We start from the raw sequence: 14433 nt of genomic DNA, 5'->3' as shown, positions 1-14433 counted from the left end.
ACCATGAAGAAAACCAGCCGGCGCACCTGACGCTGAAGGATCCGTCGGTGCCGGTGAAGATCAACCTGGCGAAGTTTGCGGGGCCGGAGAGCCGCTACTGCCCGGCGGGGGTGTACGAATTCGTGAAGACCGATGGCGGCGAGGATCGGTTGCAGATCAATGCGCAGAACTGCGTGCATTGCAAGACGTGCGACATCAAGGACCCGACGCAGAACATCGTGTGGGTCACGCCCGAAGGCGGCGGTGGGCCCAACTATTCGGGAATGTAAACGTGTGAAAAACGCAATCCGTGGGAATGTCGCTCGCCGCATTCCCTGCGGCGCCTTATTACAATTTCGGCAGCATTTATCCTGCGCCCATGCGACCGCGCGCAGGATAAATCTTTCCATACAGAAATTACTTATTGCATATCAAGGAATTTGATCGGGTAGGTATTTACTCTACGCAATGTAAATACCGAAAACGGAATAGGACGAGTAGTTCTCAATTTGGCCAGCCCCCCCCTATTCTGACGAGTCGCCCATGCAATATTTCAACGCCCTTGCCCCGTCGGCCATATCGCCACCGATCACGCAACAGACTGCGATACCAGCCATTCTTTCGCTCGGCACATGTGCCTATCGCGCAGCGTTGCAGCAGTCGAGGCAAAGCCACAAGCGCTAGCCCTCTAGCACGTCAAGCATCCCCCACCACAAAAAGTTGAATCAATGAATGCCTTACTCAGCCGCCTATTTCTCTGGCAAAAATTCGCACTCCTCGCCTTGCTAGGGGTAGTACTGGTAGCTGTTCCGTTCACCCTGTATATCAGTGAATCGAACAAGGCAGTCAATGCGGCAAAAACCGAAGCGCGCGGCGTCCCGCCCGCCCGTGCATTGTTAAAAGTAGTGCAGCTTGTACAACAACATCGCGGACTGTCCGCCCTAGTGTTAAACGGTAATGATGCCGTCCAGACGCAGCGCAGCGCCAAGCAGGATGAAGTCGACAAAGCGCTTGCCGTGATGGATGGCGCTGCTAGCGCCATCCATAATCCAGCCATCGCTTCACTGTGGTCTGAAGCGAAGAGCCAATGGACGCCGCTCGCGCAGAACGTGACGCACCGTGCGATTACTGGCAAAGAAAGCTTTGCCGCACATACTGCACTGATCACCAGACTGCTCAAGATCAATGACTTCCTGATCGATCATTTTGGGCTCGACCTTGATCCTGATGCGGACAGCTCGCACTTGATTCAAACCAGCCTGTCGCAGACGCCAACCTTGATGGAAACGCTGGGGCGCATGCGTGCCCGTGGCGCCGCGATCCTGACCGCCAAAAATGCAACGATTGAAGAGCGGGCAGACATGATCGTGCTCATCGAAAGGGCTCAAAGGCTCATTGAAAGCATCAATTCCTCGCTCGAAAAAACGATTGCTGCCAATCCGGCGATTAAGACAAATCTTGGCGTACCGCTGCAGACCGCTATGGCAAAAGGTACTGAAATATTGCAGCTGACGACAGAACAGATCATCAAGTCTGAGCAATACAATTATGCCGGCGCGGATTATTTTGCCCAGGCGACCGCATCCATTAACGAACAAGCCAAGTTTTTCGATACGACGATCGACACGCTCGACCATATGCTGACGGAGCGCGCCTCGGACCGGCAGCATTCGACCTATACCCTGATTGCCGCAGTCCTTGCAATCACACTGCTGATCGCCGCGCTCGGCTACCAAGTTACGCGCTCCGTGAGCGATCCGTTGCATGAAGCGGTCGCGGTGGCCAAGCAAGTTGCCTCCGGCGACCTGTCCGTGCACATTGAAGTCCGCTCCGCGAACGAGACCGGCCAGCTGTTGCAAGCACTGAAAGAGATGAACGATAGTCTGCGCAACATCGTCGGCCAGGTACACAACGGCACTGACACCATCGCCACCGCCTCCAGCCAGATTGCGAGCGGCAACCTCGATTTATCCTCGCGCACCGAACAGCAAGCCGCCTCGCTGGAGGAAACCGCCTCGTCCATCGAAGAGCTGACGTCAACGGTCAAACAGAACGCCGAGAATGCATACCGTGCCAACCAACTGGCACAGTCGGCCTCCGACGTCGCAATCAAAGGGGGCGCGGTGGTATCGCAGGTCATCGACACCATGGGGTCTATCCACGAATCGGCCCGCAAGATCGGCGACATTATTGGTGTAATCGACGGCATCGCCTTCCAAACGAATATCCTTGCCCTGAATGCGGCAGTGGAAGCAGCACGTGCCGGTGAACAAGGGCGCGGCTTTGCCGTCGTGGCCTCCGAAGTGCGCAACCTGGCGCAACGTTCTGCCAGCGCCGCGAAAGAAATCAAGGTTTTGATTGAAAACTCCGTCGACAAAGTCGAAGCCGGCAGAATATTGGTCAATCAGGCCGGAAGCACTATGGACGAGATCGTCACCAGTGTGAAACGCTGCACCGACATCATGAGCGACATTTCACATGCCAGCCGCGAGCAGGAATCGGGCATCGAACAAATCAACCTGGCCATCGCCGAAATGGATACTGTGACACAACAGAATGCAGCTCTCGTCGAAGAGGCAGCAGCGGCGGCCGCATCATTAAAGGATCAAGCCGGCAGCCTAGCGCAACTGGTGGGCGTATTCAAACTGGACTTCACGGAAATACTAGAAACTGGCGAGGCCCTTTCCCCAAAGACTGCAAATGGCGCGAGCAACACCAGGGAAACAAAAATATCGAATGTGCTTTCCCTAAAACGTTACCACGCCGAAGAAGAAAATTTACCGGCATTACCGGTTGTGGCATCCCGTACGACGAGAAGGTTTTGAACTTTTTCAGGCATTCGTTGTGCAGCTTGCTGTTAATTCCACAAAGCCGTTTTCCCAAGGGCTGTCGGGCTTAAATAGACCGCGCCAACGTTCTGAACACGCAGCCACTTCATCATGGCTGTCACGGGGAATTTTTCGTCATTGTCGGTCCGAATAAATGCAGGCTTGCTATACAACTACCGTGACAGTGGCGTTCTATTGCAGTGGGACGAACACGTGTGTTGTTCGCGTCGGATTGGCAAAACTTTGATCCCGCGCGATAAAGTAAGATCTCGACTGCGCAACATTGGATCGCACGGAAAACCAGCGAGGAATGGAATAATGAAAAAGCAAAAACTGGGATGCAGGACCGCACATGCCTTCCTTATGGGAGCTTTGCTACTGGCCACGGCAGGAAGCCAATTGGCTGCGGCTCAGACCGCTAAACCAGTGCTCGGCAGGTATGGCTGCACCGCTTCCATGTATAGCGGGGGAGCGGTCCAGTACACACCACGCGGTTCGTTCGTCATCACTGCGGACGGCAAATACGTCTACAAGGGCATGGAAAAACCCAGCACCGGCATGTACACGGTCGACGCCAACGGCACCCTGTCCTTCAAAGGGGGATACCTGAATGGTGGACAGGCCACGAAAATCGACCGGCCGAATAAGTTTTTTTTAGTGTTTCCAGCCATCCCGGACCATCGCTGGACCTGCGGACTGGCTAGCGACAAATAGGTGACGGCATGGCGGTCGCCCGCTGCAGCGAAACGCGGCATGCGCCAAATTCCGACAAGCCGATTGCCGACATCGCTGCCGAATTGGGTTTTACAGAGGCAAGCACATTCTACCGTGCGTTCAGGAAATGGACCGGGGCACGGCCGAGCGAATATCGCTTCAGTGAAATCGCGCCGCCCCATTAGCGAAGCAAGCCATAGAAGCAAGCAACCCGGGAACTCGATTTGTAAGCGATCCATGACGGACGTCCCTTGTCGGATAGTCTCGCGTGTTGTTAGCGCGATTACAACCGAGTCGTTGGGAGGGAGATTTTCCAGGGCAGCAGCGCCTCGTAATCATCGGCCGTAGTTGCCAGAGGCAGCGCGCGGAGCAGTTTGATCAGGTAGGCGTACGGATTGACGTTATTGGCCTTGCAGGTCTCGATGATGGAATACAGATTGGCGCTGGCAGTAGCGCCGCCGACGGTGTCCGCAAACAGCCAGCCCTTTCGCCCGATCACGAAGGGACGGATCGCGTTTTCGCACTGGTTGTTGTCAATCGGCCAGAGGCCGTTCTCGATGTAGCGCGTCAGTTTGGACCACTGCCCACTCAGATAGGCAAGAGCACGGCCGAGCTTGCTGTTGGGCGTGACGATCGGCTGATACGTCAGCAGCAGGCGCTCGATGTGCTTGAGCACATGGGCGCTGTAGCGGGCGCGCAGCCGTTGTCGGTGGGCCGCGTCGGCGTGCCTGGCTCGGGCCTCGGCGGCATAGAGCTTGCCGATGGCTGCAATGAATTGCGTGGCAGGCTGCTGCGGTGTGCGCGACTCTTTCGGCAGCACGTCCTCGGCCTCGATGAAGTAGCGTCGACAATGGACCCAGCATCCGAGGTGCACCAGACCATGGGTCGCCGCGATGGCGTTGTAGACCTCATAGCCATCCGTCATCAGCACTGCGCCTTTGGCCATGCCGGCATAGAGTTTGAGCGCATGGCTGGTTCCCCGACCGGGAGAGTAGCCGAACAAGCGCACCGGCGGTCCCGTGCCATTCATCTGCGCCCACAGATAGCTTTGGGTCTGCGGCGAGCGGCCCGGTTCCTTGAGCACCTGCAGTTCCGTCTCGTCGCCGTACACCAGCTCGGATTCCAGCAGCACGTCGCGCAGCAGGTTGATGATCGGCTGCACTGCCTGACCAACGCGCACCACGCTGGCGGCCAGCGTGGTGCGCGACAGGTCGCCGCCAAAGCGGCGCAGCAAGGCCGCTTGCCGATACAGCGGCAAGCCATCCTGATACTTCGCCGTCACGATCCACGCCAGCGCCGCTTCGGTCAGCAGGCCCTTGGGGATGACGCGCGCTGCGGCAGGCGTGACCTTGATGCCGCCATCGCAGCACGGGCAGGCGTACTTGATGCGCTGATGCTGGATCACGCGTACCTGCTGGGGAATGATGTCGAGCTGTTCGCTGATCTCGGCACCGATTTCGATCAGGACGCTGCCGTCATGCGGGCAAATACGCTCGGATTCGGGCAGCTCGTGACGCACGACGTCGCGCGGTAGCGCGGGATCGAGCGGCTTGCGGCCACCACGCTTTTTGCGCAGATGGCTCGCCACTTCAACGCCTGGCTCGTCCTCTTTGGCAGGCTCAGCGGAGGCAGTCGGCGCCAGGGTCTCGGCCTCGTTAAAGAACAGATCCTTTTGCCCGGCACTGCGTGCTTCGCTGCGTGCCGCATACAGCTTGTGCAGATACGCCTGCACGCGTTCCTTGAGCAGGCCCCGCTCGAGCGTCACGACCCGCAGCTCACCGCGCAACGCGTCACGCTCCTGCGCTGCCTGGCGCAACGCTTCCAGTTCCTCGGCCGTGATCATGACGTTTTGCATGGACTTTTTGACAACGCTCTGCCGCCCCGGTTCACGCCGTGCGACGGTAATGGCGCACAGGATGGCCGCGCATGGCTTCCAGGTCGATCCCATCGAGCAGCCATTGCAGCTGCTCGACGCTGAGCTCGACCACCGCTGACGCTTTCGGCCAGACGAAGCGGTCCGCTTCCAGCCGCTTGAACAGAAGCCAGAATCCGGTGCGATCCCACAGCAGCAGTTTGATGCGGTCGCGCCGCTTATTGCTGAAGACGTAGACCGCCCGAGCAAAGGGATCGAGCCCGAGGCCTTGTTCGACCAGCGCAGCCAGGCCATTGATGTTCTTGCGGCCGTCCACCGGCTCGCGGTGCAGGAATACCTTCAGAGCCGGGTCGAGACGGAACATGGCAGTGTGCACAGCAGGCGCAACAAGCACGACAGCTCATCTTCGCCATGCCCACTCAGACAAATCTCGATGCCGTTGGGCAGCCGCACTCGTAACCCGGACTCTGTGGGCTTGCTGCAGGAGCCCGCCGGCACGACCGGTATGAATGGAGGCGGTGAAGGCGCGACAGACTGTGATGTCGCAACAGGAGATTGCTCCTGTTTCTGCAGGTGCAGGCTGATCCACTTGCGCAGCAGGTTCGCGTTGATGCCATGCTTGAGCGCCACGCGCGCCACTGACACGCCTGGCTTGAGGCATGTCTGGACCAGCTCGGCCTTCGCCTGTTTGTCATATCGCCGGCGTCCATCCCGCTTGCTGCCGACAACCAGCCGCTGCAACAGCTCTGAGTCATGCTCTGCCATAGGTGTCCACCTCCATGTAGGTGGACATATCCTGACTGCTCAAACTCCGCGATTCAAGACGCCGATGATGGATCGCTTACCTCGATTTGAGTGCCCCGTGTTGCTGCAGATGCGTTTTTGATCGGGGCAGGCAAAAGGCGGGGTGCAAAGCAAAACGCCCCCAGCAAGGGGATGCTGGGGGCGTTTTAGGAGTAACTAGCCTGACGATAACCTACTTTCACACTGGTTGCAGCACTATCATCGGCGCGAAGTCGTTTCACGGTCCTGTTCGGGATGGGAAGGGGTGGTACCAACTCGCTATGGTCATCAGGCATAACTTGTAGTGTTGCTTGAGGCCGGTGCACTGGCGCATCAAACAACGCAATCTGGGAAGAAGCAGTAGGGGTACTACATATATTGGCGGGTGTGATGCTCAATCGAGTCACACGCTACTCTTGCCTATACCTGCTAAGGTTATAGGGACAAGCCGCACGGGCAATTAGTATCAGTTAGCTTAACGCATTACTGCGCTTCCACACCTGACCTATCAACGTCCTGGTCTCGAACGACCCTTTAGGGGAATCAAGTTCCCGGGAAGTCTCATCTTGAGGCAAGTTTCCCGCTTAGATGCTTTCAGCGGTTATCTCTTCCGAACTTAGCTACCCGGCAATGCCACTGGCGTGACAACCGGTACACCAGAGGTTCGTCCACTCCGGTCCTCTCGTACTAGGAGCAGCCCCCCTCAAACTTCCAACGCCCACGGCAGATAGGGACCAAACTGTCTCACGACGTTTTAAACCCAGCTCACGTACCACTTTAAATGGCGAACAGCCATACCCTTGGGACCGGCTACAGCCCCAGGATGTGATGAGCCGACATCGAGGTGCCAAACTCCCCCGTCGATATGAACTCTTGGGAGGAATCAGCCTGTTATCCCCAGAGTACCTTTTATCCGTTGAGCGATGGCCCTTCCATACAGAACCACCGGATCACTATGTCCTACTTTCGTACCTGCTCGACTTGTCAGTCTCGCAGTTAAGCACGCTTATGCCATTGCACTATTAGCACGATGTCCGACCGTACCTAGCGTACCTTCGAACTCCTCCGTTACACTTTGGGAGGAGACCGCCCCAGTCAAACTGCCTACCATGCACTGTCCCCGACCCGGATAACGGGCCAAGGTTAGAACCTCAAACAAACCAGGGTGGTATTTCAAGGTTGGCTCCACGGCAACTGGCGTCACCGCTTCAAAGCCTCCCACCTATCCTACACAGATTGGTTCAAAGTCCAATGCAAAGCTACAGTAAAGGTTCATGGGGTCTTTCCGTCTAGCCGCGGGTAGATTGCATCATCACAAACACTTCAACTTCGCTGAGTCTCGGGAGGAGACAGTGTGGCCATCGTTACGCCATTCGTGCAGGTCGGAACTTACCCGACAAGGAATTTCGCTACCTTAGGACCGTTATAGTTACGGCCGCCGTTTACTGGGACTTCAATCAAGAGCTTGCACCCCATCATTTAATCTTCCAGCACCGGGCAGGCGTCACACCCTATACGTCCACTTTCGTGTTTGCAGAGTGCTGTGTTTTTATTAAACAGTCGCAGCCACCAGTTTATTGCAACCCCTTCACCCTCCTGGCGCAGGCCAGTCAAGCTACAAGGGCGTACCTTATCCCGAAGTTACGGTACCAATTTGCCGAGTTCCTTCTCCCGAGTTCTCTCAAGCGCCTTAGAATACTCATCTCGCCCACCTGTGTCGGTTTGCGGTACGGTCTCGTATGACTGAAGCTTAGAGGCTTTTCTTGGAACCACTTCCGATTGCTTCGCGGCATAAAGCCGCTCGTCCCAACCCCTTGAATTACGCCAGCGGATTTGCCTACTGGCCTTCTTTGAGTTAGGAACCGGGACATCCAACACCCGGACAACCTTCCGCGATCCGTCCCCCCATCGCATCACACGACGGTGCAGGAATATTAACCTGCTTCCCATCAGCTACGCATCTCTGCCTCGCCTTAGGGGCCGACTCACCCTGCTCCGATGAACGTTGAACAGGAAACCTTGGGCTTACGGCGTGCGGGCTTTTCACCCGCATTATCGCTACTCATGTCAGCATTCGCACTTCTGATACCTCCAGCATCCTTTACAAGACACCTTCGCAGGCTTACAGAACGCTCTCCTACCATCTGCATTACTGCAGATCCGCAGCTTCGGTGACTGGCTTAGCCCCGTTACATCTTCCGCGCAGGACGACTCGATCAGTGAGCTATTACGCTTTCTTTAAAGGATGGCTGCTTCTAAGCCAACCTCCTGACTGTTTTAGCCTTCCCACTTCGTTTTCCACTTAGCCAATCTTGGGGACCTTAGCTGGCGGTCTGGGTTGTTTCCCTCTTGACGTCGGACGTTAGCACCCGGCGTCTGTCTCCCAAGCTCGCACTCATCGGTATTCGGAGTTTGCAATGGTTTGGTAAGTCGCGATGACCCCCTAGCCATAACAGTGCTCTACCCCCGATGGTGATACTTGAGGCACTACCTAAATAGTTTTCGGAGAGAACCAGCTATTTCCAGATTTGTTTAGCCTTTCACCCCTATCCACAGCTCATCCCCTAGTTTTTCAACACTAGTGGGTTCGGACCTCCAGTGCGTGTTACCGCACCTTCATCCTGGCCATGGATAGATCATCTGGTTTCGGGTCTACACCCAGCGACTGAACGCCCTATTCGGACTCGCTTTCGCTACGCCTTCCCTACACGGTTAAGCTTGCCACTGAATGTAAGTCGCTGACCCATTATACAAAAGGTACGCAGTCACCCCTTGCGAGGCTCCTACTGTTTGTATGCACACGGTTTCAGGATCTATTTCACTCCCCTTCCGGGGTTCTTTTCGCCTTTCCCTCACGGTACTGGTTCACTATCGGTCGATATCGAGTATTTAGCCTTGGAGGATGGTCCCCCCATGTTCAGACAGGGTTTCACGTGCCCCGCCCTACTTGTCGCAAGCTTAGTTCCACAATCCAGATTTCGCATACGGGGCTATCACCCGCTATGGCTGCACTTTCCAGAGCATTTTGCTATCTCGACTGCTAAATCTTGCAGGCTGTTCCCATTTCGCTCGCCACTACTTTGGGAATCTCGGTTGATTTCTTTTCCTGTAGCTACTTAGATGTTTCAGTTCGCCACGTTCGCTTCACACACCTATGTATTCAGTGTGAGATGACCCAAAGGGCCGGGTTTCCCCATTCGGAAATCTGCGGATCAAAGCTTGTTTGCCAGCTCCCCGCAGCTTATCGCAGGCTACAACGTCCTTCATCGCCTGATATCGCCAAGGCATCCACCATGTGCACTTATTCGCTTGTCCCTATAACGTTAGCTTCTCTTGCGAGAAACGCTATAGAGCTTGAGTTTGCGTGCCGTATTCCAGACTCTCGTTGTTACGAGAACTCTTTCATACTATTGATTGATACAATCACAACCCACCAGTCTTCACCAACACGTCATCACAACGCATCAGCTCCAACTGATAAATCTTTACTACTTCTTCCAGATTGTTAAAGAACAAAAACAGCCAATGATCTAAAAGATCAAACCTAAATCACGTCGCCATCGAAGCGATGACTTAGGTTTGATGTCTTGGTGGAGGTTGACGGGATCGAACCGACGACCCCCTGCTTGCAAAGCAGGTGCTCTCCCAGCTGAGCTAAACCCCCGAAACCTTGATGGTGGGTCTAGTTGGGCTCGAACCAACGACCCCCGCGTTATCAACACGGTGCTCTAACCAGCTGAGCTACAGACCCATTGCTGTTCTCGAATAACACACCGATAAGTGTGAACGCTTGATTTTCGTGCGAATACTCTAGAAAGGAGGTGATCCAGCCGCACCTTCCGATACGGCTACCTTGTTACGACTTCACCCCAGTCACGAATCCTACCGTGGTAAGCGCCCTCCTTGCGGTTAGGCTACCTACTTCTGGTAAAACCCGCTCCCATGGTGTGACGGGCGGTGTGTACAAGACCCGGGAACGTATTCACCGCGACATGCTGATCCGCGATTACTAGCGATTCCAACTTCATGTAGTCGAGTTGCAGACTACAATCCGGACTACGATACACTTTCTGGGATTAGCTCCCCCTCGCGGGTTGGCAGCCCTCTGTATGTACCATTGTATGACGTGTGAAGCCCTACCCATAAGGGCCATGAGGACTTGACGTCATCCCCACCTTCCTCCGGTTTGTCACCGGCAGTCTCATTAGAGTGCCCTTTCGTAGCAACTAATGACAAGGGTTGCGCTCGTTGCGGGACTTAACCCAACATCTCACGACACGAGCTGACGACAGCCATGCAGCACCTGTGTGAAGGCTCCCTTTCGGGCACTCCCCGATCTCTCGAGGATTCCTTCCATGTCAAGGGTAGGTAAGGTTTTTCGCGTTGCATCGAATTAATCCACATCATCCACCGCTTGTGCGGGTCCCCGTCAATTCCTTTGAGTTTTAATCTTGCGACCGTACTCCCCAGGCGGTCAACTTCACGCGTTAGCTGCGTTACCAAGTCAATTAAGACCCGACAACTAGTTGACATCGTTTAGGGCGTGGACTACCAGGGTATCTAATCCTGTTTGCTCCCCACGCTTTCGTGCATGAGCGTCAGTGTTATCCCAGGGGGCTGCCTTCGCCATCGGTATTCCTCCACATATCTACGCATTTCACTGCTACACGTGGAATTCTACCCCCCTCTGACACACTCTAGCCGTGCAGTCACAAATGCAGTTCCCAGGTTAAGCCCGGGGATTTCACATCTGTCTTGCACAACCGCCTGCGCACGCTTTACGCCCAGTAATTCCGATTAACGCTTGCACCCTACGTATTACCGCGGCTGCTGGCACGTAGTTAGCCGGTGCTTATTCTTCCGGTACCGTCATCCCCCCGGGGTATTAGCCCAAGGGATTTCTTCCCGAACAAAAGTGCTTTACAACCCGAAGGCCTTCTTCACACACGCGGCATTGCTGGATCAGGGTTGCCCCCATTGTCCAAAATTCCCCACTGCTGCCTCCCGTAGGAGTCTGGGCCGTGTCTCAGTCCCAGTGTGGCTGGTCGTCCTCTCAGACCAGCTACTGATCGTCGCCTTGGTAGGCTTTTACCCCACCAACTAGCTAATCAGATATCGGCCGCTCTAAGAGCATGAGGTCTTGCGATCCCCCACTTTCACCCGTAGGTCGTATGCGGTATTAGCTAGTCTTTCGACTAGTTATCCCCCACTCTAAGGCACGTTCCGATATATTACTCACCCGTTCGCCACTCGCCGCCAGGATTGCTCCCGCGCTGCCGTTCGACTTGCATGTGTAAGGCATGCCGCCAGCGTTCAATCTGAGCCAGGATCAAACTCTTCAGTTTAATTCCTGTTTTGTGCCATCTCTGGCAGGTTCCGTAGAACCGTCGCTCACTCAAAATACTGACTAGGTCCGTTCTTGCGAACTTACCTGTATTTCTTTGTGAGCACTTGATATGCTTTGAGCTTCGGCAACTTCCGTCGCCGCCGCACTGCCACCAAGCGCCCACACTTATCGGCTGTTATTTGTTAAAGAACTTGTTCCTGCCGTCGCCGCTGTCGAATCGTTTTGTTCGCTGCGTTGCGCGACGGGAGGCGAACTATAGCAAGCCGCCATCCACTGCGCAAGAGGTTTTTAGAAAAAACCGCAAAACGCTGCATAGAAGAATATATTCAATGTCATTTAGACATTAAAAGCATGTTGGCCGGGAGCGAATAGCTTGTCATAAGCAGCCAGCAACGATTAATGCATCGCGCTGCCTTGCATGTCCTCACCTAATGTTCGCAGGCCAAAGAATCGCTCGCTCGATGCGGGCCCGAAGCATACACGGGTCTACAATCGCAGAAAAAGAAAAGCCAAGGTGGATCGTGCCGGGCGGCACTGTCACCTTACTTAATACTTAAGGACTGGGGCGCAAGGCGCTTATCCGTATATATTAGGCCTGCCCCGGCCCTTGTCGGGCCGAATGCCCGATAGCAGTTGGTGCAGCTGCGCGGTGTCCAACGGCTTGACGAAATAGAAATCGAATCCGGCGGCCAGGGCTGTCTCCCTGTCGTATTCGTTGCCGTACCCGGTCACCGCAATCAGGGTTGCCGCGGCTGCATGCGGCGTCCTGCGCAAGCGGCATGCCAGTTCGTTGCCCGTCATGCCGGGCAAGCCGATATCGAGCAGATACACGTCTGGCAGCGTCATGCCGGCGTGTGCCAGGGCGCTGTGAGGATCATGTTCGACCATGACCTGATGGCCGCAGGCGTCGAGGACCATTGCCAGCGTCTGCGCGGCATCGACATTGTCGTCCACCACCATCACACGCAGCGGCTGGCATGCATGTGCGGCTGCTACGCCTTGTACAGCGCGCGACGACAGGTCGCGTGGGGCTTCGCTGCGGCAAGGCAGGACCACCGTCAAGGTTGATCCCTTGTCTTGTCCTTGCGTCGCCACGGCAACGCGCCCGCCATGCAGAGCAACCAGGTTCTGGACGAGCGCAAGGCCCAGCCCCAGGCCGCCCTGCGAGCGGTCGGACGAGCGTTTTCCCTGCGTGAACAATTCAAACACATGCGGCAGCAGCTCGGCATCAATGCCGATGCCGTTGTCGCGGATCTCGACGACGACCTCTTGGTCGCGCGTTAGCGCGGTAAGAGAAATACGGCCGCCTTCCGGGGTGTATTTGGCGGCGTTCTGCAGCAGATTCGTGAAGACCTGCACGAGGCGCTTGTGGTCGCCCTGCACAAAGACCGGACCGGCAGCGAGCCTGACGTCAAGTTGATGGCGGCGCGCCGCCACCAGCGGCTGGACCTGCTCGACCGACTCGGCCACAATCTGGTGGATGTCGAGCGGCTGCTTGTCCAGCACGATCAGGCCGCTGTTGACCCGCGATACATCGAGCAAGTCATCGATAAGGCCGGTCATGTGCCTGACCTGGCGCGAAATGAGCCCGTGGATGTGCCGCAGGCGCGCCTCCTCCCGCGGCATCAGGCTCAACAGGTCGGCGGCATTCTTCAATGGCGCCAGCGGGTTGCGCAGCTCATGGGCGAGCATCGCCAGGAATTCGTCCTTGCGGCGGTCCGCCTCCTGCAGCTTTTTTTTCGCGAGCGTGCGCTCGGTGACATCGAAGCCTTCGATAAATATGCCGGATACGGCACCGTCCACGTCGATGATCGGCTGATAGACGAAATCGACGTAGGCTTGCATGGGCGGGCCGCCGGGTTGCTGCCGCAGCCGCAGCGGCACGTCCATCGCGGAGAACGGCTTGCCGGTATAAAACACCTCGTCGAGCAACTCGAAGAAACCCTGCCCTTCGATATCCGGTAACGCCTCCCGCACCGGCTTGCCCAGCAGCGCGCGCTCGCCGATCAGGTGCAGGTACGCTTCGTTGGCGAACTCGAATACATGGTGCGGGCCGCGCACGAGCGCCATGAAACCGGGCGCTTGCTGGAACAGCGCGTACAGGCGCTCGCTTTCGGCCTGGCGCTGCGCGGCCAGCAGGCGCTCGGCGTTGAGGCGCTCGGCCATCTCGACTGCCTCGCGCTGTTGCGCCTGTTCGCGCTCGCGTATCTGCTCGACCAGCTGCCGATTCAATTCCCGCAGCTGCTCGCGCGACTGGTGTTCCACCGTGACGTCGGTGCACACCACCAGCACGCCCTGTACACCGCGACTGTCTTCGATCGGGCTGTACCCGTAGGTCCACCAGACATCCTCGCGCGCTCCGTGCCGCGTGACCGGCACCAGCTGGTCTTCATGCCAGGTGGCGCCGCTGCCGGCCATGACGAACTCGATCTGCGGCCCGATGATGTGCCAGATTTCATCCCAGCATTCACGGCCGCGCTGCCCGAGCGCACCCGGGTGACGCTCGGGCCCCATGGTTTTGCGGTAGGCGTCGTTATAGAACTGGATCAGGTCCTTGCCCCACCAGATGAACATCGGATGGTTCGATGTCAGCAGCAGGCGCACGGTAGTCTTGAGGATTTCCGGCCAATGCTGCGGCTCTCCCAGCGGCGTGGCGCCCCAGTCGTGGGCGCGCATCAGGGCGCCCATTTCGCCGCCGTTGGACAGAAAGTCGAAAGTGGGCTGCATCGTCATTCCGCTTTAATGCTGGTGGTCATTTTCCTGCGTATCAAACGCTAGGATGCGGCCAGCCACTGCATCGTGTCCGGAGGAAGATCAATGACTATTTTGAAAATGGCGGATTTGCGGATGCATAAAATGCAACTATCAATGGGCATGCCACGTGGACATTGATGGAATAAGCATCCGAC

Annotated in this window: 8 protein-coding genes, 2 tRNA genes and 3 rRNA genes; 4 read left to right on the top strand and 9 right to left on the bottom strand. The window is 56.5% G+C overall.

The window, feature by feature from the left end:
* From TSA66_RS07000 to TSA66_RS26050, 4 genes are all read left to right on the top strand, one after another.
* A partial coding sequence (locus tag TSA66_RS07000) for a 4Fe-4S dicluster domain-containing protein (protein WP_198358731.1) occupies positions 1 to 269 on the top strand: 269 nt, incomplete at its 5' end.
* A 438-nt stretch (positions 270 to 707) separates the two neighbouring features.
* Positions 708 to 2804, top strand: a complete 2097-nt coding sequence (locus TSA66_RS27985; RefSeq protein WP_052452166.1) for a methyl-accepting chemotaxis protein — start codon at positions 708 to 710, stop codon at positions 2802 to 2804.
* A 321-nt stretch (positions 2805 to 3125) separates the two neighbouring features.
* Positions 3126 to 3521 carry a hypothetical protein gene (locus TSA66_RS06990; RefSeq protein WP_040039512.1) on the top strand — a complete coding sequence of 132 codons (396 nt, stop codon included), beginning with the start codon at positions 3126 to 3128 and terminating at the stop codon, positions 3519 to 3521.
* A gap of 8 nt (positions 3522 to 3529) precedes the next feature.
* Complete coding sequence (locus TSA66_RS26050) at positions 3530 to 3706, top strand: helix-turn-helix domain-containing protein (RefSeq protein WP_084199392.1); 177 nt, start codon at positions 3530 to 3532, stop codon at positions 3704 to 3706.
* A gap of 98 nt (positions 3707 to 3804) precedes the next feature.
* Here TSA66_RS26050 and tnpC read toward each other — a convergent pair whose 3' ends face one another.
* From tnpC to TSA66_RS06945, 9 genes are all read right to left on the bottom strand, one after another.
* Positions 3805 to 5376, bottom strand: coding sequence for an IS66 family transposase (tnpC, locus tag TSA66_RS06985; protein ID WP_040039297.1), 1572 nt, complete (start codon positions 5374 to 5376; stop codon positions 3805 to 3807).
* A 31-nt stretch (positions 5377 to 5407) separates the two neighbouring features.
* Positions 5408 to 5758 carry an IS66 family insertion sequence element accessory protein TnpB gene (tnpB, locus tag TSA66_RS06980; RefSeq protein ID WP_040038456.1) on the bottom strand — a complete coding sequence of 117 codons (351 nt, stop codon included), beginning with the start codon at positions 5756 to 5758 and terminating at the stop codon, positions 5408 to 5410.
* Positions 5734 to 6159, bottom strand: a complete 426-nt coding sequence (gene tnpA / locus TSA66_RS06975; RefSeq protein WP_040038455.1) for an IS66-like element accessory protein TnpA — start codon at positions 6157 to 6159, stop codon at positions 5734 to 5736. Before tnpA ends, tnpB begins: the two co-directional genes overlap by 25 nt.
* Positions 6160 to 6357: 198 nt before the next feature.
* Positions 6358 to 6470, bottom strand: a 5S ribosomal RNA gene (rrf, locus tag TSA66_RS06970).
* 146 nt (positions 6471 to 6616) lie between these two features.
* Positions 6617 to 9492, bottom strand: a 23S ribosomal RNA gene (locus TSA66_RS06965).
* A 273-nt stretch (positions 9493 to 9765) separates the two neighbouring features.
* A tRNA-Ala gene (locus TSA66_RS06960) sits at positions 9766 to 9841 on the bottom strand.
* Between the two features lie 10 nt (positions 9842 to 9851).
* Positions 9852 to 9928, bottom strand: a tRNA-Ile gene (locus TSA66_RS06955).
* Between the two features lie 63 nt (positions 9929 to 9991).
* Positions 9992 to 11522 (bottom strand): 16S ribosomal RNA (locus tag TSA66_RS06950).
* Together the 16S, 23S and 5S rRNA genes with 2 tRNA genes alongside form the textbook arrangement of a ribosomal RNA operon.
* A 578-nt stretch (positions 11523 to 12100) precedes the next feature.
* A complete protein-coding gene (locus tag TSA66_RS06945) occupies positions 12101 to 14251 on the bottom strand; it encodes an ATP-binding protein (RefSeq protein ID WP_157691629.1) in 2151 nt (716 codons plus the stop codon).
* Between the last annotated feature and the right edge of the window lie 182 nt (positions 14252 to 14433).

The organism is Noviherbaspirillum autotrophicum (genome assembly GCF_000818395.1).
In the GTDB taxonomy this organism is placed as follows: Bacteria; Pseudomonadota; Gammaproteobacteria; order Burkholderiales; family Burkholderiaceae_D; genus Noviherbaspirillum; species Noviherbaspirillum autotrophicum.
Note: the sequence above shows the minus strand (reverse complement) of the source record. Positions and strands in the feature narration are given on the sequence as shown.

Coding starts and splice junctions, on each gene's coding strand:
- TSA66_RS27985 (WP_052452166.1), top strand. CDS start 708: ATGAATGCCTTACTCAGCCGCCTATTTCTCTGGCAAAAATTCGCACTC.
- TSA66_RS06990 (WP_040039512.1), top strand. CDS start 3,126: ATGAAAAAGCAAAAACTGGGATGCAGGACCGCACATGCCTTCCTTATG.
- TSA66_RS26050 (WP_084199392.1), top strand. CDS start 3,530: ATGGCGGTCGCCCGCTGCAGCGAAACGCGGCATGCGCCAAATTCCGAC.
- tnpC (WP_040039297.1), bottom strand. CDS start 5,376: ATGCAAAACGTCATGATCACGGCCGAGGAACTGGAAGCGTTGCGCCAG.
- tnpB (WP_040038456.1), bottom strand. CDS start 5,758: ATGTTCCGTCTCGACCCGGCTCTGAAGGTATTCCTGCACCGCGAGCCG.
- tnpA (WP_040038455.1), bottom strand. CDS start 6,159: ATGGCAGAGCATGACTCAGAGCTGTTGCAGCGGCTGGTTGTCGGCAGC.
- TSA66_RS06945 (WP_157691629.1), bottom strand. CDS start 14,251: ATGCAGCCCACTTTCGACTTTCTGTCCAACGGCGGCGAAATGGGCGCC.